The sequence below is a fragment of the Phyllobacterium sp. SB3 genome (assembly GCF_040009165.1).
Lineage (GTDB): Bacteria > Pseudomonadota > Alphaproteobacteria > Rhizobiales > Rhizobiaceae > Phyllobacterium.
Genome location: NZ_JBDYKI010000012.1, coordinates 75931 through 94225 on the forward strand (window position 1 = coordinate 75931; position 18295 = coordinate 94225).

16 protein-coding genes, 1 pseudogene and 1 other annotated feature are annotated in these 18295 nt (G+C 55.2%); of the genes and pseudogenes, 9 read left to right on the plus strand and 8 right to left on the minus strand.

Features of this window, described 5'->3' with window-relative positions; translation table 11 throughout:
• Positions 1–8: 8 nt before the first annotated feature.
• Together ABKW30_RS27480 and ABKW30_RS27485 are read left to right on the plus strand one after the other, a co-directional pair.
• Positions 9–782 carry an SDR family oxidoreductase gene (locus tag ABKW30_RS27480; protein WP_348602138.1) on the plus strand — a complete coding sequence of 258 codons (774 nt, stop codon included), beginning with the start codon at positions 9–11 and terminating at the stop codon, positions 780–782.
• A 55-nt stretch (positions 783–837) separates the two neighbouring features.
• Complete coding sequence (locus ABKW30_RS27485; RefSeq protein WP_348602139.1) at positions 838–1623, plus strand: SDR family oxidoreductase; 786 nt, start codon at positions 838–840, stop codon at positions 1621–1623.
• Between the two features lie 651 nt (positions 1624–2274).
• On the opposite strand, the gene ABKW30_RS27490 is transcribed toward ABKW30_RS27485, so the two are convergent.
• The 5 genes from ABKW30_RS27490 to ABKW30_RS27510 all read right to left on the minus strand — a co-directional run bounded on the left by ABKW30_RS27490 (position 2275) and on the right by ABKW30_RS27510 (position 6311).
• Complete coding sequence (locus ABKW30_RS27490; protein WP_348602140.1) at positions 2275–2937, minus strand: GntR family transcriptional regulator; 663 nt, start codon at positions 2935–2937, stop codon at positions 2275–2277.
• A gap of 146 nt (positions 2938–3083) precedes the next feature.
• Positions 3084–3302 carry a biotin/lipoyl-containing protein gene (locus tag ABKW30_RS27495; RefSeq protein WP_348602141.1) on the minus strand — a complete coding sequence of 73 codons (219 nt, stop codon included), beginning with the start codon at positions 3300–3302 and terminating at the stop codon, positions 3084–3086.
• Positions 3303–3372: 70 nt separating this feature from the next.
• Entirely contained in the window at positions 3373–4425 is a 1053-nt protein-coding gene (locus tag ABKW30_RS27500; RefSeq protein ID WP_348602142.1) for a phosphotransferase, read from the minus strand.
• Positions 4426–4470: 45 nt separating this feature from the next.
• Entirely contained in the window at positions 4471–5445 is a 975-nt protein-coding gene (locus ABKW30_RS27505) for a biotin-dependent carboxyltransferase family protein (RefSeq protein WP_348602143.1), read from the minus strand.
• Entirely contained in the window at positions 5442–6311 is an 870-nt protein-coding gene (locus tag ABKW30_RS27510) for a carboxyltransferase domain-containing protein (RefSeq protein ID WP_348602144.1), read from the minus strand. The genes ABKW30_RS27505 and ABKW30_RS27510 overlap by 4 nt, the downstream gene beginning before the upstream one ends.
• 250 nt (positions 6312–6561) lie before the next feature.
• Between ABKW30_RS27510 and ABKW30_RS27515 the strand changes: the two genes are divergently transcribed.
• Positions 6562–7869 (plus strand): aspartate aminotransferase family protein, encoded by a 1308-nt coding sequence (locus ABKW30_RS27515; protein ID WP_348602178.1) that lies wholly within the window; start codon positions 6562–6564, stop codon positions 7867–7869.
• A 58-nt stretch (positions 7870–7927) separates the two neighbouring features.
• Here the strand turns inward: ABKW30_RS27515 and ABKW30_RS27520 are convergent, their stop codons facing one another.
• Positions 7928–9292: a biotin carboxylase N-terminal domain-containing protein gene (locus ABKW30_RS27520; RefSeq protein ID WP_348602145.1), complete on the minus strand. Its 1365-nt coding sequence runs from the start codon at positions 9290–9292 to the stop codon at positions 7928–7930.
• Between the two features lie 175 nt (positions 9293–9467).
• Between ABKW30_RS27520 and pxpA the strand changes: the two genes are divergently transcribed.
• The 6 genes from pxpA (at position 9468) to ABKW30_RS27550 (ending at position 15959) form a co-directional block, all read left to right on the plus strand.
• Positions 9468–10193, plus strand: a complete 726-nt coding sequence (pxpA, locus tag ABKW30_RS27525; RefSeq protein WP_348602146.1) for a 5-oxoprolinase subunit PxpA — start codon at positions 9468–9470, stop codon at positions 10191–10193.
• 11 nt (positions 10194–10204) lie between these two features.
• Positions 10205–11704 carry a hypothetical protein gene (locus ABKW30_RS27530; RefSeq protein ID WP_348602147.1) on the plus strand — a complete coding sequence of 500 codons (1500 nt, stop codon included), beginning with the start codon at positions 10205–10207 and terminating at the stop codon, positions 11702–11704.
• Between the two features lie 69 nt (positions 11705–11773).
• Positions 11774–12877 carry an ABC transporter ATP-binding protein gene (locus tag ABKW30_RS27535; RefSeq protein ID WP_348602148.1) on the plus strand — a complete coding sequence of 368 codons (1104 nt, stop codon included), beginning with the start codon at positions 11774–11776 and terminating at the stop codon, positions 12875–12877.
• A gap of 44 nt (positions 12878–12921) precedes the next feature.
• The gene (locus ABKW30_RS27540) at positions 12922–14124 is read left to right on the plus strand and encodes a PotD/PotF family extracellular solute-binding protein (protein WP_348602149.1); all 1203 of its coding nucleotides are present in this window, start codon (positions 12922–12924) and stop codon (positions 14122–14124) included.
• A 69-nt stretch (positions 14125–14193) separates the two neighbouring features.
• The gene (locus ABKW30_RS27545) at positions 14194–15114 is read left to right on the plus strand and encodes an ABC transporter permease (protein ID WP_348602150.1); all 921 of its coding nucleotides are present in this window, start codon (positions 14194–14196) and stop codon (positions 15112–15114) included.
• Between the two features lie 2 nt (positions 15115–15116).
• A complete protein-coding gene (locus ABKW30_RS27550; RefSeq protein ID WP_348602151.1) occupies positions 15117–15959 on the plus strand; it encodes an ABC transporter permease subunit in 843 nt (280 codons plus the stop codon).
• Positions 15960–16235: 276 nt separating this feature from the next.
• Here the strand turns inward: ABKW30_RS27550 and ABKW30_RS27555 are convergent.
• Together ABKW30_RS27555 and ABKW30_RS27560 are read right to left on the minus strand one after the other, a co-directional pair.
• A pseudogene (locus ABKW30_RS27555) lies at positions 16236–16892 on the minus strand (transposase); the annotation flags it as partial.
• Positions 16498–16613, minus strand: a sequence feature (AL1L pseudoknot). (Overlaps the previous pseudogene by 116 nt.)
• A gap of 152 nt (positions 16893–17044) precedes the next feature.
• Positions 17045–18208, minus strand: a complete 1164-nt coding sequence (locus ABKW30_RS27560; protein ID WP_348602152.1) for a mandelate racemase/muconate lactonizing enzyme family protein — start codon at positions 18206–18208, stop codon at positions 17045–17047.
• Positions 18209–18295 lie beyond the last annotated feature (87 nt).

Below are 18295 nucleotides of genomic sequence, written 5' to 3' on the forward strand. Positions count from 1 at the left end.
AGAAACCCATGCCTATGTTGGAAAACAGAATTGCGATTGTCACCGGCGCGAGTTCGGGCCTCGGCCGTGCCATCGCACTGCGCTACGCCGGAGAGGGAGCAACAATAGTCGTCGCTGATGTGATCGAGGCACCGCTAGAGGGCGGGGAAACGACCTCAGATCTTATTCGTGCCAAAGGAGGGAAAACCATATTCGTCAAGACCGACATCTCTAGCTGGGATGCGGTGGACGGGTTGGTGGAAGAAACGGTCAAACAATGCGGACGGCTGGACGTGATTGTCAACAATGCCGCGATATATACTTCAACCAACCTCCTCGAAACCACGCCTGACCAATGGGCCCGTGTGATGGGAGTTAACCTCACCGGTTTCTTTTATTGCTGTAAGCGTGCCACTCAGCAGTTCCTCGAGCAGGAACCGGTCAATGACGTACGTGGCCGGATCATCAACATCTCGTCCCAGCACGGCATGGTCGCTTGCCCGGGAGACTTTCCGTACGGTGTCAGCAAGGGTGGCATTGTCCAGATGACCCGGCAGATCGCGGTGGATCACGCCGATGAGCTCATCGTCTGCAATGCGATCGCGCCGGGCAAGATCATCACAGGCAAACCCGGGGTCGCAAATGACCCGGATGGCCTCGAATATTCCCGGCGACGCACGCCTTGGCCACGGCTTGGCGTGCCCGATGACGTCGCCGGCGCTGCCCTCTTTCTCGCAAGTGATATGGCGAGCTACATCACAGGCGTCAATCTCATGGTCGATGGCGGCTGGATGGCCGGTTAACCAGCGCATTTTTCAACGAAGAACCGGCTTTGCCGGAAATGGAAAGGAAACACTCATGGATCTTGGAATTAAGGGGAAAACTGCGCTCGTTCTCGGCGCAGGCGGTGGCCTCGGCAGTGCGATTGCGAAATCATTGGCTGCTGAAGGCAGTCAGGTTGCAGTGGCTGATATCAACAAGGAGGCCGCTGAGAAGACCGTGGCCGAGATAGAGGCCATTCGCGGTTCCGCCATGGCGGTTGGCTGGGATCTCGGAGATCTTTCGGCGATAGAGCTCAATCTGTCCCTGATCGAAAAGCAACTGGGATCGGTGGACATCTTGGTTAACATTACCGGCGGCCCACCGCCGACACTGGTTTCCGGTCAAGGTGCAGACAGCTGGCGGAAATATTTCGACAGCATGGTGCTTTCCGTGATCTCAATCAGTGATGCTGTTCTGCCAAAAATGCGGGAAAAAAAATGGGGCCGGATTATTACCTCGACCTCCTCCGGCGTCGTCGCTCCCATTCCCAACCTCGGTTTGTCAAATGCACTACGAATGTCCCTGCTCGGCTGGTCAAAGACGCTTGCCGGTGAAGTCGGGCGAGATGGCGTCACTGTCAACATTGTGCTTCCCGGCCGTGTGGCCACGCAGCGGATTGCATTTCTCGATGAGCAAAAAGCGAAACGCGAAGGAAAAGCAGTGGAAGAGGTGTCGGCCGCAAGTACAGCGTCTATCCCTGTTGGTCGCTATGGCGAACCGCAGGAATATGCGGACGTCGTGGCATTTCTGGCAAGTGCCCGCGCCTCCTATCTCACAGGATCTATTATACGCGTTGACGGCGGATTAATTACCAGCGTCTGAACGACACGGTGTAAAGCGATCCGGGTTCAATTTGTTGGCTATTTGAGGATGTTCGTCGCCACAAGTGCTGGCGGCGATATGCACAGATGAAAAATCCAAGCGGAGTGATCAGGAGCGAAGGAGATAGTTTAAGCCGCCAGCATAGGTTGTATCGTGAAACAATGACTGGGCGAGCCTATACTGACACACCCGTGACAAGCGCACCGACCCATAACACCAACCTTGATAACAATACTCTGTGGCGACCTTAACGCCCTGGAGAGGCGCGGCATGGAAATCGTTCGATAGATTGATTCAAGGGATTTCCTGTCGAGAGGATAACGCTTGGAGTGGTTCGGCCTATCGCGGGAGTGCGCATCAACCATTATTCAAACCATGCGCGACCCGCCCTTTGGTTGACGTAGGGACCCCGGAGGACGCGCCGACTAAGCTGCTCCTGCAACAGTGGCTATAAAGATGCTGGATATCATGCGAATTACGCCAAATTTGCTAGGCACGCCCCATCAATTGACACAACTCAGTCGTCGGATGATCATTTCAGTGCACTAATTTAATAAGGTTTGTTGCCATCTGCGTTACAATCGAATTGTTGAAAATTAGCCTCTTATCGACGTTTTCAAAGGAAGGGTTTCTGAGATGACCTGCAATTTATTATCGCGCTTTAATATTAGCTAAGCGCTCAAGAATAATGTTGCCAGCGTCCGTGATATCCACAACGACGTGTTTTGTAACCAGCACTGTGTCGCTTTGTTCGAGCGCTTCGATGATGGCGGAGTGTTGATTGTTGGCGATTGGCTTGTAGCGTCCATCGGAAAACAATTCTTTCATATAGGGTCCTGCCTGGCCCCACATATCCTGAATGATCTGAAGAAGGCGGGGGGAGCGCGCCTGATCATAAAGGGTGAAGTGGAACTCCTGATTGGTCGACCGGTAGGTATTGTAGTCTTCGCGGCCAAGCGCCGTATCCATATCCTGCATCAGCTTTCTCAAGCGGCGAATGTGGGTTTTTTTGACGTGCTCTGTTGCAAGGCCGGCGGCAATCCCTTCCAGAGCGCAACGAATACGGAGAATTTCCGTGAACTTTTCAGCGTCGAGTTCCGGCACTGCAATCGTTCTGTTAGGCAAGAGGTCAAGCAAACGTTCTGCTACCAGCCGCTGCAAGGCCTCTCGCACCGGAGTTGTCGATATGCCGTAGGTTTCTGCCAGGGTCCGTATAATGAGGGGCTGGCCTGCCGCAAACTCGGCTGCCATCAAGCTATGCTTTATTGAGTCATACGCCCGGTCGTTCAGTGTACGATACTCGATTTTATTCATATGAATCCTCCCCGCTCAACATATATGATATAGCGCTCTGAACACCATTAGGGCAACAGCTCAAAGCCGTCTATTATATGCCAACAGGATTGGCCTCTAGGGTCAGCGGGACTCCGGGATTTAAGCTGCAAATTCGGATAAAATAACTATTCGAGGACGACGGCGACTTCTCCAGCATCAACGCCTTCCTGTCCTTCGACAATATTGATGGCCACTATCTTTCCCGCTCGCGGGCTCACGTGGGCAACTTCGGACTTCATGAGTTCCATAATGAAAAGGGGGTCTCCGGCGGCGACCTGATCCCCTTCCTTTACGAGAACCTTCCAGATATTGCCGGGAATTTCACAGATAACATTTTCTGCCATGTTTGGGCTCCTTGGTGAGTTCGTGGGATGGATTCTCAGATCAAACCCAGGAAAAGAAGACTAACCTCATTTAAATTTCACAGGCTTTCTGGAACGTTGTTCGCGCCTCATTGCGTGACACTAATGAAAGCCGCTCGATGGCAAGCGAAGCGCGGGGATTGTTCCGCAGAATATATTCGCTGTTTTCTGGATAGCGCTGCGCACGCCATTCGGTGATTGTCACAGTCATAGCGTTCCGTGTGTTGATCAAGTCGAACAGTATATCGATCTCTTCGCTCAGCAACGGGAAAATCTTGTGATAGGCGGAAAGGAAATCCGCGGCATATGCCAAAGGCGGGCCAGACGGCGGCATGAGATAGGAGCACGCCACTGCGACGTCATATATAATTGGAGCGGCGACAATATCGCCAAAGTCCAGCACCCCGCTGACCTCGTCATGGTTTGACGGGTTCAGAAGAACGTTGTGGGGATTGAAGTCATTATGGACGACTTGGTGCCTGAACAGGTCTTCTCTTGGCTTTATCGTTTCGCAAAAGTGTTCGATCACTCTCTCCACGATGGCGCGCTTCGCGTCTCCTGCGATATGACAGGTGAGGGGCTGGAGACGCGCGGTATGTTTTAAATCCCACAGGATTTTATGCGACGAAGCCGGATGCGTGAAATCTTTCAACGCTAGGGTCAGCCGCGCCAGCATGGCGCCGAGTTGTTGTCTTTGAGCACGTGTCGATGCGGTCTTATAAACGGGTATTCCGTGGAGGTAGGACAAAAGCCGGGCAACATGCCGTTCCTTTGAAAGATCGACATAAATCTCCATGGAACCAGCACTGGACGTTACGACCTTTGGTACCGGGAGCGAGGGATTAACTGATTCAATATGAAAGAGGGCCTGATTTTGGAACTCGATCACCACCGGATCTTCGGAGACGTTGGCGATCTTGAAGATATATTCACGGCCATCCTTGCCGGTCACATGAGCGGTGACATCGCGCTCGCTGGTGAACAGCGTTGCCGATGTGTTGATGCCGTAGCCGTCATGGATGATACGTTCGATTTCCGCAGGCGATACTTGCGGGGCCTTGGTGTTGAAGGCAGACGTTTCCGATGGCGCTGGAAATGCCGACATGAGCGTTCTTTCTATTTTCCGGGAAAAGTCGGTTTCCACGCGCAGTTAGAGAGCAACGAGGTTTTCCGCTGAGCAAATTGCATCGATCTTGCGCCTGAATTTGTCTGCTCCATCCAAATCCACTCTGGTAAAGTGCAGCTTGTCACCCGGGCGGGCCTGGCCCACTTTCCAAAAGGCAGCGGCGGGGACGGTGAACGGGTTTATGAAACCACCGGAACTTGGTGCATCGTTGATGAGAATGATCGGGGTCTGGCCGGCAAGGTTTATGCCTCCGAGTGGATAGCCATGCGAAAGAATATTCGCCGGATCGTTGCCGTGTTCGGGACGCTTTTCGTGTGCTTTGGAGGAGAATACAAACTCCGGACCGGTCAATCTTACTCCCGTCCGATTGCTCCGTGCCTGCACGGCCCATTCGGAACTAAAAAATGTGTCGACGGAGGCTGGGTCGAGCCAATCATCATTTGGCCCGACCATGCATTCCACCTCCCAGGAGCGGGTCTCGGTGATCGCTGGTCGAAGCTCCACAGGAACACGAAGCGGCGTGACTTCACTGGCGGAACCGAGGGGGATGGATTGGCCGACTTTCAACGCATAGCCCTCAATACCGCCGACACCCGCCATATGGAATGTCGAACGCGAACCAAGAACCAACGGCGTGTCGATGCCTCCGGAAAATGCGAAATACGTCCTCGCTCCGTTCGTCGCCGCGCCCATCGCGAGTATCTGACCGGCGCGAACGGGAACTGTTTCCCACATTGCAGCAGGAGCGCCGTCGAGGGTGGCGTTCATCTGGGCACCCGTCAGCGCGATCGCTCCGTCATTGGAAAAACGAAGCGTTGGGCCGACAAACTGGCATTCCAGGGCTGCCGCATCCCGGGGGTTGCCGACGAGCAGGTTTGCCAGGCGAAAGGACCAGGCATCGACGGGACCCGAGGGAGGAAATCCTTGTGACCAAAAACCTATTCGGCCGGGCAGGTCCTGAATGCCCGTTTCGAGGCCCGGCTTGATAACCTCAATCATTTCGTGTCCCCATTGACGATTTTGCTGCGCCACTGCCGATATTTCGACACAGAGAAGATTTGATGCTCCACGCAAGGGTGCTCGTAGGTGCCCGCAGTGACCTGCGCATCGATATGGTCGAACTCCTCCTGGTCAATCGGTATAAACCGAACGCGGTCCCCGGGCCGGAAAAGCGCAAGGCTTTCCGTGAAGGCGGGAAGCCGTCCTTCCCGATCCCAGATGGGCATCGGCGTGCGCGCGATTATCTGGTAGCCGCCCGGCGTTCTGTCCGGATAAATGCTGGTGAGAGCGCCGCCGAGCCCAATGGTGCCCTTGGGTGTCCATGTCCTCGGAGGATTGTATTTGGGTGCGCGCAATTCATGACGGGGATCAAGCGGCATCAAGGAACAGAGCCCCGGCCAAAAGCCGAGCGAAGCTACCCAATATTCGGTGCCGGAGTGGATCCGCATCAGCGCGCGGCGGTCTGGCAGGTCGTTTACCTCACAAAGCAAATCCGGGTCGGATACCTTATCGACGACAGTGGCCTTGTAGTCGTCGACGCATTCCTTCGTCCATGGATCAAAGTAAAAGAGCGGAACGTAAAAGAGCCTGCTGGCGCGATCGATGTTCGATGTATCTTCAAGGGCGGCGCGTACGCCGAGAACTTCCCGCACGACCGCGTGGTAATTGATGCGTTCCGGATCATAGGATATCTGAAATGAGGCCAGTTCCGCGATCAGCTCGACGACCCCGTCGATTTGAGCTTCTTCAATCGCGCCGACAAATGCATGGACGGCGATATTGAGGTCGAAACTCATTTCATCGCCGAGCTCGACTTCAATGAAGCGATCTCCGGCAATGTGAAAACGTGGTTCATCATAAATCATTCAGCACCCGGTAATTGCGGTCAACATGATATACCATATACCTTACTTTCGCGGTGTTGCCTATCTCCTGAAAACGAAAATAACGTTCTTGACGGGGTATATGGTGTATCATATACCCAATGGGGTTTGTACTGGCTGCTGTACGCTGTCAATCCCTCTTCTATGGCCTCAACCAGCTTTGATCTGTTGCGTGAAGCGGGCAGACAAAAACACAGGAGCTGTCCGAATGAAGGATATCGTTGATCTTTCGATGCCGAATGCATTCGTGCCGGGTCAAGGTAATCTGAGTGCAGAAGACGAGGCGCTGGTGAAGCGCCGTTACAAGCTCTTGGGGCCAGCCTACAGGCTGATGTATGAAAGCCCGTTGCACATTGTTCGCGGCGAGGGCGTCTGGCTTTATGACAGCACGGGACGGCCCTATCTCGATGTTTATAACAATGTAACATCGATCGGACATTGCCATCCCCGCGTCGTCGAGGCCGTGCGCAGCCAAGTCGGAATGCTGGCCACCAACACCCGTTATTTGCATTCGCTCATTCTGGACTACGCGGAAAAGCTGCTGTCGACATTCCCTGCGGCACTGAGCAACGTCATGTTCGCATGCACAGGCAGCGAGGCGAACGATCTGGCGCTGCGCATCGCGAAATCCTTCACCGGCGGAACCGGGATCATTGTCACCCAGACCGCCTATCATGGCATTACGGAAGCGGTCTCCGAGTTTTCGCCGTCGCTTGGCAAGCCCGTCAATTTGGGCGCGCATGTTAGAACTGTGCCGGCACCGGCGCTCTACAGGAGCGTCGATGGCGATGTGGCGGGCAAATTCACGCGCGACGTTCAAGCAGCGATAGACGATCTGCTGCGTCATGGAATCAAGCCTGCAATCCTTATCGTCGATAGTTTATTCACAAGCGATGGGGTTCTTGCCGATCCGGCGGGGTTCCTCGCTGGTGCAGTGAAAGCCATCCGTGATGCAGGCGGGCTTTTCGTCGCCGACGAAGTACAGCCCGGGTTTGCTCGCACGGGTGAACATATGTGGGGCTTCGAGCGGCATGGTGTCGTTCCGGATATGGTCACTCTCGGCAAGCCGATGGGAAATGGGCAGCCAATCTCCGGGGTGGTTGTTCGCCCTGACATCGTGAAGTCCTTCGGCGAAAACGCCCGCTACTTCAATACATTCGGGGGTAATGCCGTATCCTGTGCAGCGGCAATGGCCGTGCTGGAGGCAATCCAGGAGGAAGGCCTCCAGCAGAATGCCAGGGATGTTGGCGCTTATCTCGGTGCCGGCCTACGGCGGCTCCAGGAGAAAAGGGATATCGTCGGCGACGTTCGCGGTGCGGGTCTGTTTTTTGGGCTTGAGGTTGTCAAAGACAAGCAGGGCATGATCGCCGATCGCGAAAGGACAACCCGGATCGTCAACAAAATGCGTGATGATGGTGTGCTCATCAGCATTTGTGGCGGTGGCTATAATGTTCTGAAGATTCGCCCGCCGCTGGTATTTTCACGAGACAATGCGGACATGTTCCTCGACACCTTGGAGAAGGCGTTGCAGGACGTCTAAGCCGCGCCCGTATCTACCATGCGGTGTGTTTCCGCATCCGTGGGTTAGGCACGGATGATTACAGTCCCAGACTTTCCTTTTGCAGCGTCAGGAAGTTCGTGAACGTCTGACGCCTTGCGAAGGCATCATGACTGATGATGGTCCTGAGTAACCTCAAATTGCAGGTGAAAGTCCCCAAATCCGTGTCGGCCAACGCAGTTTTCATCGTCGCGGTGGCTTCCTCCCGCGTCGCTCCGTGACAGATGATCTTTGCGATCATTGAATCGAAATGCGGGGTGACGGTATCTCCCTGCCGAAGCCCGGTTTCGATGCGCACATCATCCGAAGCCGTCGGAAAGACAAGGTGCTGCAACGCACCCGGTGAGGGAAGAAACATCCTTTCAGGGTTTTCGGCGCATAGCCGAACCTCGATCGCATGGCCATCGAGGTGAATATCCGCCTGCCGCAAATCATTCGACGATAGCTCACCGGCAGCCAGCCGTAACTGAAGCGCAACCAGGTCCTGGTTGGTGACCATCTCCGTCACGGGGTGCTCGACCTGGATGCGCGTATTCATTTCCAGGAAAAAGAAATCGCCAGAACTGCCATCCACGATGAACTCCAGCGTTCCGGCACCGCGGTAGTTCACGCTCTTTGCAAGCGCCAAGGCGGAACTCGTCATCTTCTGGCGCACGGCCTCGTTAATACCCGGGGAGGGGCTTTCTTCGACAATCTTCTGGAAGCGACGCTGGATGGAGCACTCGCGTTCGAAGAAATGAACAGCCTCGCCATCGCCGAAGCCAAAGACCTGGACTTCCACGTGTCGTGCATTCTGGACATATCGTTCAAGAAAGATGGTCCCATCGCCGAATGACCGCGCCGCCTGCGCCTGCGTCGATTGGGCAGTGCTGCGCAATTGTCCTTCTTCCTGAACAATCCGCATGCCGATGCCGCCGCCACCCGCGCAGGATTTAACCAGGAGAGGATATCCTACGGCAGCAGCGGCATTTTCCAGATCGTCAAGTGCGCCCTCGGGAAAGCGCGGACTGCCTTCGAGGATGGGAACGCCCGCCGCCTTGGCGAGGCTGCGCGCACGCTCCTTGTCGCCCATGATCCGGATTGTTTCGGGCCTGGGGCCGATAAAGATCAGGCCTGCCGCTTCGACGGCTTCGGCGAAATCCTCGTTCTCGGCCAAAAATCCATAGCCGGGATGGATGGCATCCGCACCTTTTTCCTTGGCGGCGGCGATGATGGCGGCAATATCGAGGTAGGATTGGACTGGCTTCGCAGCGGGGATGCAAATACCTTCATCGGCCATCGCGACGTAGAGCGCGCCTTCATCCACCGGCGCAAAAATTGCCACTGTATCGAGTCCCTGATCCTTGCAGGCGCGGATAATCCGGCACGCTATCTCGCTTCGATTTGCAATCAGGACCTTCTGCATCAGGGACCTCGTAGTAACTCAAATGTTTTTGCACCGTGCGCTTGACCAATAGATGGTATATGATACACCTGCAAACGAAATCTTGATATATGATGTACCGCATTTTGACTTTCATTTGGTCTCATCGCCGTCTCAAATAATGGCGATTCGAACGGGCAATGGCAGGGAGCTTAGGATGAGCAAAGTCACGATCAACTGCGATATGGGCGAGTCTTTCGGGATCTATCGCTTTGGCGATGACGAGGCATGCATGCCGTTTGTCACACACGCCAATATTGCATGTGGATTTCATGCCTCGGACCCCGTTGTCATGCGAAAGACTGTCCGCGCCGCGAAAAAACATGGAATTGCGATTGGCTCACACCCAGGTCTTCCGGATAAGGAAGGCTTCGGCCGCCGCGAAATGCGTATGACACGCGAAGAGATTTCAGCGCTCGTCATCTACCAGACCGGCGCTCTCGAGGCATTTGCCCGCGCCGAAGGCATGAAGCTGTCCCATATCAAACCTCACGGATCGCTCATGGGAATGGCGCAGCGCGAGGAAGCAATTGCTGAAGGAATTGCCGATGCGGCGGAGATTTTTGGCTTGCCTCTCATCGCCAATGCAGACTGCGCCATGACTGAGGTCTACACCCGGCGCGGACTTGATTTCGTGTGCGAGTTCTATGTCGATCTCGACTATGACGATGACGGGCGCCAGATCATCAGCATGGAGCATCCGCCGGTGGCCTTCGATGTGGTCGCCAGGAAAGTTCGTCGTGCAGTCCTCGAAGGCAAAACCACTTCAATCGGCGGCAAGGACGTATCGGTCGTCGCGCAATCCATTTGCGTTCACAGCGATACACCGGGCGCGTTGGTAGTGGCAGAGGCTGTTTACAAAACGGTCGCGGAGCTTGGCTGAAGGTGGCGCCGATGCAGCTTGTCACCGGCCAAGCCGCTCGACGGGTTTCATTGGCGTCGCTTGCCCCGGTGGTGCAGGCAATTGGAGTTGGGCTGGGCCCGGACAAGCGCCGCTGCCTTTATTCAAGTGGTGGCGCGGTTGAGGCTTTGCAGAACGGCAGGGACATAGCGCGGTTCAGTTCAACCGAAGATGGCGCATTGAGCGTTATGCCGCGGATCTTGAATGAGATCCTCAACACGGCAGAACGGGAACTTGGCGATGGCACATCGCGGTTGGCGCTTCTCATCTATGCAATGTTTAAGGAAGCCGTGTTGTCGGTTGAACGCGGCGTGAATCGGCAGCGTCTCGCCGAACGGCTTCGAACCGAGACGCAATCCTATTGTGACGAGATAAAGCGCAGCGCCGATATGAGCCCATGTCTCGAATCTGTGGGTGTGACTGCTGGCGCCGACAGAAATGTCTCCAAGGCGCTCGCCGAGCTTGCAGGCAAGATCGGTTGCGAGGGTACAATAGAGGTGACCATCGGCGGCGACGAGGCAGTTACTGCTCACACGGAGGATGGGCTTGTCGTCGAGGCGTCGGCCGTGCTGCCCGGTATGCAGGTGACGACGCTATCCTCGGTGCATGTCCTGGTTGCCAATGAAATTATCGACGATTTCGGCAGCCTCGTGCCTATTCTCGAGCTCTTTGCCTCTCACGGAAAAGCGCTGCTGATCGTGGCGCGGGACGTCACGGGCGCTGCCCTGCAGACATTGGCGGCCAACAGGTCTGTCAGCAATTTGCGGGTTGCGGCATTCCGGCCGACGGCTGTGTCACTCGAGGCCGCGGAAATTCTCAGGGATCTTGCAGTTGCTACAAACGCGCAATTGATCTGCAGCGAGGAGGGCACGAGCCTTTCCAATCTCAGACCTTCGATGCTCGGCCAAGCTGCCGAATTTCGCTACATGGATGGCCGGTTGTTGCTTTCCGGGCCAGCTGGCGACCCGGACGCTGTGGCAGATCGTTGTCGCATGCTGCGGGCAGACGCCGAGAGAAAACGCTACCTTTCGCTCGATCGCGAGAGACTTGAGCGGCGAGCGGCAAGGCTTGGGGGCCATTTCGGCGAGTTGCGGATCGGGAGCAGGGGGCTATCAGATGCAACGGCATCGCAAGCCGTGGCCAGACGTGCGGCGGCCGCTGTGCTTTCCGCGGCAAGAGGAGGGGTAATCGTCGGCGGCACAAAAGGACTGGCAAAAATTGCGAACCGCCTTTCTCCTGCGCAGGGAGACGTGGCAACGGCCGCACGGCGGTGTCTGTTTGCCGGTATCCAATCTCTGGATGAGCAAATCCAGCGCAATCGGATTGGCGAGGTAACTGCAAGTCGCGACCCGGCAAGGGCCGTGGCGCAGATTGCCGGTATCGATGCCGACAGCAGCATTCAGGATCCTTGCGTTCTTTTATCGCAGATATTCTCAAGGGCAGCCTCGGCTTCGGCCGTTTTCATCCTCAGCGATACACTGCTCAGTCGATAGCGGAGACCAGACGAAATACTGCACGAGCCGAAACTACAAACAGCTCGAATAATAAAAAGGGTGAACTGCTTGGAACAGACGAAGATTACAAAACCAATGCTGGAAATCGAGGTTGTTACCCACCGCTACGGCGCCGTGACGGCTTTGGAGAACGTTTCGCTTGTTGCAGGTCGGGGCGAATTTTTGACGATTCTTGGTGAGAGCGGTTCGGGTAAGACGACCCTCTTGCGCATAATTTCCGGTCTGGAGCAGCCAAGCGAAGTGGTCAAGCTCAAGATCGGGGGCGAAAATGTCGTGGGTGTTCCGCCGGCGAAGCGGAACTGCACCACTGTTTTCCAAAATTATGCGCTTTTCCCGCACATGTCGGTGCTGGAGAACATTTCTTACGGCTTGGTCGTTCGTGGAGTTCCGAAAGAGGACGCGAAACGCGCCGCGCGCCGGGCGCTTGAGACGGTTCGCCTGGGCGGTTTTGATGCGCGTAGCGTCTCGCAGCTCTCGGGCGGGCAGAGGCAGCGTGTCGCCATCGCGCGCGCCATCGTCACCCAGCCAGCGATCCTGCTGCTGGACGAACCACTTGGCGCGCTCGATGAGCGCCTCAGGCTCGACATGCAAACGGAGCTGGTGGATTTGCAGCGCGAGCTGGATACAACGTTCATTTACATCACCCACAGCCAGGAAGAAGCGCTGGCGATGAGCGACCGCATCGTGCTCATGCGCAGCGGAAAGATAGAGCAGCTGGGGACGCCGTTCGATCTTTTCGATCGCCCGTCCAGCGTGTTCTCGGCAAAATTCATGGGCTTCGAGAATCTCATGAGCGGCAAGGTCGTCGAACAACGCGGCGATCTGACGATGGTCGAGCTGTCCGGGGGAACCGTCATCGCCGGGGTTCCGGAAAGCCATCGAGCGTTCAACCCGGGAACGAAGGTTGAAGTTGCGCTTCGCGCCGAGCGGGTAACTCCGGTGAAAGGTGCGCGTCCCGCCGGCACGTCACTCAATGTTGTCGAGGGCCGCCGTATCGACCAACGGTACCGCGGAAAATACTCGGATATTCTAGTCGAGACCACAGCGGGCACGCTGAAAATCAGAAGCTGGGATCTCGCCAGCCTGCCAGAGGAATTTGATTTCGTCAGCTGGCGAGCTGAGGACTGCATTATTCTGCCAACGGTGGCGTGAGGTCTTACGAGGCTTACACCCACCACAACAAGGGGAACTGAAAAATGAAAGACAAATTTTCCACAGTGTCGCAACTGGAGCTTTCCAGGCGCGGGTTCTTGAAGACAACGGCGGCCATCGCAGGTGCGGCTGCGATATCGCAGACCTTCGGCAGTTTCGCATCTGCACAGTCGTCGAACGTGGTTCGCGGCTACGGCGTCACGACATCGCAGCTCAAGGACTGGTCCATCATGGAGAAGTCCATCGGCGTGTCGATGCAGTTCAACGGCACCAACAACTCCGTCGGTGTTTTCCTGCGAGACGTCGTTGCGTCCTCACTCGGCGATCAAACTGACATCTTCGTCTTTGAATCGGGAACCGAGGACATTCTCGGACCGCAAGGCATATACCTCAAGATCGATGAGAAGCACCCGGAGCTGAAGCTTTGGGATCGCACGCCGGATGAATGGAAGCGCTCCGAAACTGTTGTCGGAAAAGACGGTGTACAGTACGGCGTTCCCGTTATCGGCAATGCTGACAGCTTCGGTTACTATCCCGACAAAATTGGCGCGGCGGCGGACGGGAATGAGGAGCTCTCCTGGTCTTTGATGTTCGACGATGAAAAAACCAAGGGCAAGGTTGCCTACGACCAGACATGGTCATACTCCATCGGCGTCGCTGCCCTCTATTTGATGGGCCAAAAAAAGCTTGAAGTGAACGACCCTGCGGACATGACCGGTCCCGAAGCCGCGAAGGTCGTGGACTTTCTGATCGAACGCAAAAAAGCCGGTCAGTTTCGCACCCTCCACTCCGCATTCGAGGAGCAGATTCAGCTCTTGTCGAGCGGAAGCGTGGACGTCATCAACTGCTGGGAACCCGCTGTTCGCGAAGCCAACAAAACGCTGGGTTCGGACAAGACCCGCTATGCATACACGAAAGAAGGTTATTTCAAGTGGGGCCATGGCGCCTACATTGCTTCGCAGGCGGAAGGCCGGAACAACCTCGATAACATCTACAAGGTCTTGAACTACTACCTTGGCGGTGAGTATCGCGCACTCCAGGCCCGTGATCGCGGCTATGCCGGTCCGAATATGGATCTTGGGGTGGAGTATGCGACCGAGAATGGCTGGTCAAAGGAAGATATCGAGAACCTGAGCAAGACTGAACAGAAGGTCGCGCGCAAGTTCACCAAGCCTTACACCAGCACGACGACCCCGACCAATGCCGATGCGATCGAAGAAGAATGGCAGCGTTTCCTGAATGCATAATCCATTGAAGTGCCCGGTCGAGGTGGCCGGGCACTTCAGGTTCCAACTGAACCATATTTTGGGAATCCGATGACAATAGCGCAGAACCCCAGGCCGGTTACGACCACACAGAGCATTGTTGGCTCCTTGCTCACGAGCGAAAATCTCGTCAGGATATTCTTTCTGTTCTGGATATCACTCGTCATCGTTCCGCTTCTGGTGCTCTTCGCCTACAGTTTTTTCGAGACCAAGAGTTTTGTGACTATCTATAAGCCAACGCTTACGACCTGGCTTTCCCTCTTCGATTCCGGCCGGCTGGCTGTGACCATCAGGACGCTTCGCATTGCCTTGACGGTTACGATTATCGCTTTCGTCGTTGGCTTTCCCTTCGCGCTTTGGCTGGCCAAGGGAACCTCCAACAAGACAACGAAGGCGATAATTCTTGCGCTTTTGACAATTCCGTTTTTCCTCGATCTTTCATCGCGCATCATCATCTGGCGATCTGTCCTGAGCAATACGGGCCTTATCAACTACATCTTTCTCAATCTTGGTCTGACGGATCAACCGATTGACTGGCTGCTCTACAATGAATGGTCCGTGCATTTCGGCATGCTTGTCACATATTTCCCGACGATGGTTCTCCCCATCTACATGGCCATCACAATCATCGACGATTCATTGATCGCAGCCAGCAGCGATCTTGGTGCCAGCCCGGTCCAGACTTTGTTCAGGGTAATCATACCGCTCTCGCTTCCCGGTATCCTGACGGGGTTCATCCTGACGCTGGGACCGGCTATCGCGGCGTGGATCGAGCCGAGTATGCTTGGCGGCGGCTTCGTCAATCTTCTCAGTAATTCCGTTGAAAGCGCCTATACGGCACTGAAGTATCCCGTCGTTGCGGCGCTTTCGAGCTTCGTCATGCTGCTGTTGGCAGTACTCGTCGTCGTGCTTGGACTGGTAACCCGGCGGTTTGGCGGGTTCGGGTCCATATTTGCCGTTCTGAGGAGTTAGCCATGACTGTCTATAACGGCGAGCGAACCGCTCCCATTGGGTTCAAACCCAGTTTCAGTTATTGGTCGGGCTGGTCCCACTTGAGCAAATGGGGCGGATTGCTCTTCATATTCCTGATTTACTTCCCCTTGGCCTGGCTGGCACTGATGTCGATCAGCCAAAGTCCGTTGTCGGGTGTTCCCCTGCCATTGACGGTCGAAAATTATATCGCGCTCGCCGCCGATACCCGGTGGATGGCGCCCTTTGGTGTCAGCGTCATGATCGCTGCGATCGTGGGTGTCGCGAGCGCTGCAACTGCAACGCTTGTTGGCCGGAATTTGCCTTCGGCGAAGAATTCCAGCCGAAAACTGCTACTCTGCGTTATTCCGCTCTTCGTACCCGGTATGTCGATGGGCGCTGCACTTTTCATATTCTTTCGCGCGATCCTCGGCTTGAAATTGGGCTACTGGTCGATTGTGGTTGGACACTTCGTCTGGGCGTTTCCGTTCGGCCTGTTGATCGTACTGGTTCTCACATCCCGCTTCGATCATCGCCTGATCGAAGCAGCCAGCGACCTTGGAGCCTCAAAATGGCGAGTATTCTGGGACATTGAATTCCCGATCCTCCGGCCTGCCATCGTCGGTGCGGGCCTCTTCGGTTTTCTGTTGTCATTTACCGAGGTTCTGAGGACGATCTTTCTGCGTGGAACGCAGATGACAATGCCGATTTACAATTGGACGATGGCATCCTCCCAACAGTCGCAGGTACCGATCATCTTTGCGCTTGCGACCATCGTTCTGCTGGTGACGCTTCCGCTTCTGGCAGGCTTTTTCTGGTTTCTGTATGTAAAGGTCGACAAGGGATAGATTTACCGCAAACCCCTAATTTGATGTGACAGCCACATAGGGGCGGGCTAGGTGATTATGATATTAGCTGTTCGCCAGAGGGAATAAATACGCTTTACAACAGTGCGGACGTCCCGACACAAGCCGAAAAACGAATTTATCGGCATTTTCAAAGGATGGTTGCTGGTGGGCTCTGGTACTGAACACATTGAACCGCCCCGGGTTTACCGGAGGGCCCTTTGGTTTAGGTTGTGCGGCTTTGGCTACCTCGTTCAGCATGGCTAATACTGCTCTTCAGCTTCGGCTGGCGGAAAGTTGCCGATAGGTTCAAGAAATAGCCGGTGGTTGAACCAATCGACCCATTCTAAAGGAGCGAATTCCACCGTTTCGAAGGTCTCCCCCTTCACGCTTCAATTGCCGCCGGACCTTGCGAGGCCATAGACGCGAAAGTTCTGCTCGAAGACACGACGTATCTCGATTGCCAGGCTGACATCGCTGCGAGCGCTGATTGACAAACGGCGCACGTCCATGCGCTTGGCGAGGTTCTCGTAGTAGGTTATGGGGCAATCGGCAATAGCCTGCAGATCGGCTCGACCCCAAACACGCCATGGTGTTCGTTGATGAACGAGTAATCGCTTGAAGGGCCGGTCGAGTTCCGCCATCGCGAAATATGCAGAGGCTTTGCACAACGTTGGCCTGACGAAGCTCGCGGTTCTCCCGCTCAAGTGCCTTCATCTTTTCAGTGACATCGCTCGGCAGGCCTGCTCGTTTGCCGCTATCAACCTCGGTCTTCTTCACCCATTGGTGCAGCGTAGCCAGCGAGCAGCCGATCTTGGCCAAGATAGATGAAACAGCAGCCCAACGTGACGGGTGCCCGGCTTCGTGATCCAGCACCATGAGGATGGCTCGGTCATGGACTTCAGGTGAAAACTTGTTCGTTGTGTTGCTTGTCATGGCTCCACTTTCTCAGAAGTTGGAGCCTCCGGCAAATTCGGTGCGGTTCATTTGTCTCCTGGGATAACCATAACTAGAACTCGATAAGATCACCGTATTGAGATAATCTCGACGCCGCTGGCATTAAAGCGAAGCTTACTTTGAGCGAACCCCTATGCCACTTCCAGCATCAAGCGGTGGAGTTTCGATTTCATCTCGAATCCAATCCCGGGACTGTCGGGTAGCCGGACATGGCCTTCCTCCACAGCAAGTGTGTCGGCGAAGCCTCCAAAGGGCTGGAAAACATCTGGATAGGACTCGTTGCCGCCGAGATGAAGACCTGCTGCGATATTCAGCGACATCTGGTGGCCGCCGTGTGGCACCACCCGACGCGATGACCAGCCAAGATTGGCCATGACATCCAGTGTGCGCAAATATTCGACGAGGCCATAGGAAAGCGCACAATCAAACTGCAAGAAATCACGATCCGGTCGCATACCTCCATAGCGAAGCAGGTTGCGCGCATCCTGATGGGAGAACAGGTTCTCGCCAGTCGCCATAGGCCCATCATAGTGAGCGGCAAGTTCAGCCTGCAATGCATAATCGAGAGGATCGCCAGCCTCTTCATACCAGAACAAGCCATAGGGCTTCAGTGCCTTGACATAAGCGATGGCCGTGTCCAGATCGAAACGACCGTTCGCGTCGACTGCCAGATATTTTCCTTCACCGACAACGTCGAGTACGGCTTCGATGCGGTGTATATCTTCCATCAGCGATGCGGCACCGATCTTCATCTTGACAACCTTGTAGCCGCGATCGAGATAGCTCCGCATTTCGTCCTGGAGTTTCGAATGATCCTTGCCGGGGTAGTAGTAGCCCCCTGCTGCATAGACCCAGACTTTCTTGTCTGCCACGCCATCGCGGTAACGGTCGGCCAGAAGGCGCCACAGTGGCACATCAGCGATCTTGGCGACCGCATCCCATACAGCCATGTCGATGGTTCCTACGGCTACGGAGCGTTCGCCATGGCCACCGGGTTTCTCGTTGGTCATCAATGTTTTCCAGATCGCAAAAGGATCGAGATTGTCATTCTCCTGATCTATCAGCGTTTTGGGGTCGGCTTCGAGAACCCGGGCAATGAAGCGATCACGCATCAGGGCGCCCTGTCCATAGCGACCGTTGGAATTGAAGCCATAGCCGATCACTGGCTTACCGTTACGGACAACATCTGTTATGACCGCGACGACCGAGCAGGTCATCTTGGAGAAATCAATATAAGCGTTAGAGATGGGGGAAGCGATTGACACCGTTTTTTCCCGAATATCCACGATACGCATTGTTCACTCCTGGTTGCTGGTGCGACCATAACAGCATTGCCGCAGGTCTTGATACTTGGATGATTTCATAAATATGGGAAGTTGCTG

Excerpts from the sequence above, each read along its gene's own strand:
- pxpA (WP_348602146.1), top strand. The coding sequence starts at position 9,468 with ATGAGCAAAGTCACGATCAACTGCGATATGGGCGAGTCTTTCGGGATC.
- ABKW30_RS27480 (WP_348602138.1), top strand. The coding sequence starts at position 9 with ATGCCTATGTTGGAAAACAGAATTGCGATTGTCACCGGCGCGAGTTCG.
- ABKW30_RS27545 (WP_348602150.1), top strand. The coding sequence starts at position 14,194 with ATGACAATAGCGCAGAACCCCAGGCCGGTTACGACCACACAGAGCATT.
- ABKW30_RS27550 (WP_348602151.1), top strand. The coding sequence starts at position 15,117 with ATGACTGTCTATAACGGCGAGCGAACCGCTCCCATTGGGTTCAAACCC.
- ABKW30_RS27520 (WP_348602145.1), bottom strand. The coding sequence starts at position 9,292 with ATGCAGAAGGTCCTGATTGCAAATCGAAGCGAGATAGCGTGCCGGATT.
- ABKW30_RS27485 (WP_348602139.1), top strand. The coding sequence starts at position 838 with ATGGATCTTGGAATTAAGGGGAAAACTGCGCTCGTTCTCGGCGCAGGC.
- ABKW30_RS27510 (WP_348602144.1), bottom strand. The coding sequence starts at position 6,311 with ATGATTTATGATGAACCACGTTTTCACATTGCCGGAGATCGCTTCATT.
- ABKW30_RS27505 (WP_348602143.1), bottom strand. The coding sequence starts at position 5,445 with ATGATTGAGGTTATCAAGCCGGGCCTCGAAACGGGCATTCAGGACCTG.
- ABKW30_RS27560 (WP_348602152.1), bottom strand. The coding sequence starts at position 18,208 with ATGCGTATCGTGGATATTCGGGAAAAAACGGTGTCAATCGCTTCCCCC.
- ABKW30_RS27500 (WP_348602142.1), bottom strand. The coding sequence starts at position 4,425 with ATGTCGGCATTTCCAGCGCCATCGGAAACGTCTGCCTTCAACACCAAG.
- ABKW30_RS27515 (WP_348602178.1), top strand. The coding sequence starts at position 6,562 with ATGCCGAATGCATTCGTGCCGGGTCAAGGTAATCTGAGTGCAGAAGAC.
- ABKW30_RS27495 (WP_348602141.1), bottom strand. The coding sequence starts at position 3,302 with ATGGCAGAAAATGTTATCTGTGAAATTCCCGGCAATATCTGGAAGGTT.
- ABKW30_RS27530 (WP_348602147.1), top strand. The coding sequence starts at position 10,205 with ATGCAGCTTGTCACCGGCCAAGCCGCTCGACGGGTTTCATTGGCGTCG.
- ABKW30_RS27540 (WP_348602149.1), top strand. The coding sequence starts at position 12,922 with ATGAAAGACAAATTTTCCACAGTGTCGCAACTGGAGCTTTCCAGGCGC.
- ABKW30_RS27490 (WP_348602140.1), bottom strand. The coding sequence starts at position 2,937 with ATGAATAAAATCGAGTATCGTACACTGAACGACCGGGCGTATGACTCA.